General features: G+C 51.5%; 2 protein-coding genes and 4 tRNA genes. All 6 read left to right on the forward strand.

Annotated features, from left to right (window positions below; genetic code table 11):
* On the forward strand, window positions 1-177 hold a 177-nt coding region (locus tag RDN66_RS23030), incomplete at its 5' end, for an OmpA family protein (protein WP_308538206.1).
* 9 nt (window positions 178-186) lie between these two features.
* Complete coding sequence (gene cpoB, locus RDN66_RS23035) at window positions 187-984, forward strand: cell division protein CpoB (RefSeq protein WP_035892736.1); 798 nt, start codon at window positions 187-189, stop codon at window positions 982-984.
* 165 nt (window positions 985-1,149) lie between these two features.
* A tRNA-Lys gene (locus tag RDN66_RS23040) sits at window positions 1,150-1,225 on the forward strand.
* A gap of 36 nt (window positions 1,226-1,261) precedes the next feature.
* Window positions 1,262-1,337: transfer RNA gene (locus RDN66_RS23045), tRNA-Val, on the forward strand.
* Window positions 1,338-1,339: 2 nt separating this feature from the next.
* A tRNA-Lys gene (locus RDN66_RS23050) sits at window positions 1,340-1,415 on the forward strand.
* A 51-nt stretch (window positions 1,416-1,466) separates the two neighbouring features.
* Window positions 1,467-1,542, forward strand: a tRNA-Val gene (locus RDN66_RS23055).
* Window positions 1,543-1,576 lie beyond the last annotated feature (34 nt).

Genomic DNA, 1,576 nt, shown 5'->3' on the forward strand with positions numbered 1-1,576 from the left:
GAGTACAACATCTCCCTGGGTGAACGTCGTGCTAACGCTGTTAAAATGTACCTGCAGGGTAAAGGCGTTTCTGCTGACCAGATCTCCATCGTTTCTTACGGTAAAGAAAAACCTGCAGTACTGGGTCACGACGAAGCGGCTTACGCCAAAAACCGTCGTGCCGTACTGGTTTACTAAGAGAATTGCATGAGCAGTAACTTCAGACATCACATGGTGAGTCTGTCGTTACTGGTTGGCATAGCGGCCCCCTGGGCCGCTTTTGCTCAGGCGCCAATCAGTAGTGTCGGCTCAGGCTCGGTCGAAGACCGTGTCACCCAACTCGAGCGTATTTCTAACGCTCACAGTCAGCTTTTAACCCAACTTCAGCAGCAACTCTCCGATAACCAGACTGATATTGATGCCCTTCGTGGACAGATCCAGGAAAGTCAGTACCAGCTGAACCAGGTCGTCGAACGTCAAAAGCAGATTATGCTGCAAATTGACAGCCTGGGCGGTAGCGGTGCAGCTCCAGCTCAGCAGGCTACGGGCGACCAGAGCGGCGCAGCGCCAGCAGCGGCGGCTCCAGCAGCATCAGCGGGCGCTAGCGCGTCTGGTGTGCCGGTGCAGACGGGTGATGCCAATACGGATTACAACGCGGCTATTGCGCTGGTGAAGGATAGTTCTCGCCAGGATGACGCCATAGCTGCGTTTCAGAACTTCATCAAAAAATATCCTGATTCAACCTACCAACCTAATGCCAACTATTGGCTGGGTCAGTTGAATTACAACAAGGGTAAAAAAGATGATGCGGCGTACTACTTTGCATCGGTGGTGAAAAACTACCCGAAGTCGCCTAAGGCGGCGGACGCGATGTTTAAGGTCGGGGTCATCATGCAGGACAAAGGTGATACTGCAAAAGCGAAAGCGGTATACCAGCAGGTTGTCAGCAAATACCCAGGTACCGATGGTGCAAAGCAGGCGCAAAAACGTCTCAGTGGGATGTAATGCGCGAAGTAAGACCAGAAATTGTTTTATTTCTGGTCTTGCCGCATGAAACATAAGCAGTTAAGTGATCTTTGTCGAAATTTTTGTTGCGCTGAATTCTGAATTCAGTAATATATGCCGCCGTTGCCAAGGGATATCAAACATCCTGAAAGTGACGAAAAAAGTGGGTCGTTAGCTCAGTTGGTAGAGCAGTTGACTTTTAATCAATTGGTCGCAGGTTCGAATCCTGCACGACCCACCACTAACTTAGTTAGTAAGCAGTATCCAGCGTAGTATCGGGTGATTAGCTCAGCTGGGAGAGCACCTCCCTTACAAGGAGGGGGGCGGCGGTTCGATCCCGTCATCACCCACCACCGGGTCGTTAGCTCAGTTGGTAGAGCAGTTGACTTTTAATCAATTGGTCGCAGGTTCGAATCCTGCACGACCCACCATCATTTATGGTGGGCTCGGTGAAAGCAGTAGGTAGTATCCAGCGCAGTATCGGGTGATTAGCTCAGCTGGGAGAGCACCTCCCTTACAAGGAGGGGGTCGGCGGTTCGATCCCGTCATCACCCACCACTCGGGTCGTTAGCTCAGTTGGTAGAGCAGTTGA

Origin of the sequence: uncultured Kluyvera sp. (genome assembly GCF_902485085.1) — a bacterium.
Classification (GTDB): domain Bacteria; phylum Pseudomonadota; class Gammaproteobacteria; order Enterobacterales; family Enterobacteriaceae; genus Kluyvera; species Kluyvera ascorbata.

Coding starts and splice junctions, on each gene's coding strand:
- cpoB (WP_035892736.1), top strand. CDS start 187: ATGAGCAGTAACTTCAGACATCACATGGTGAGTCTGTCGTTACTGGTT.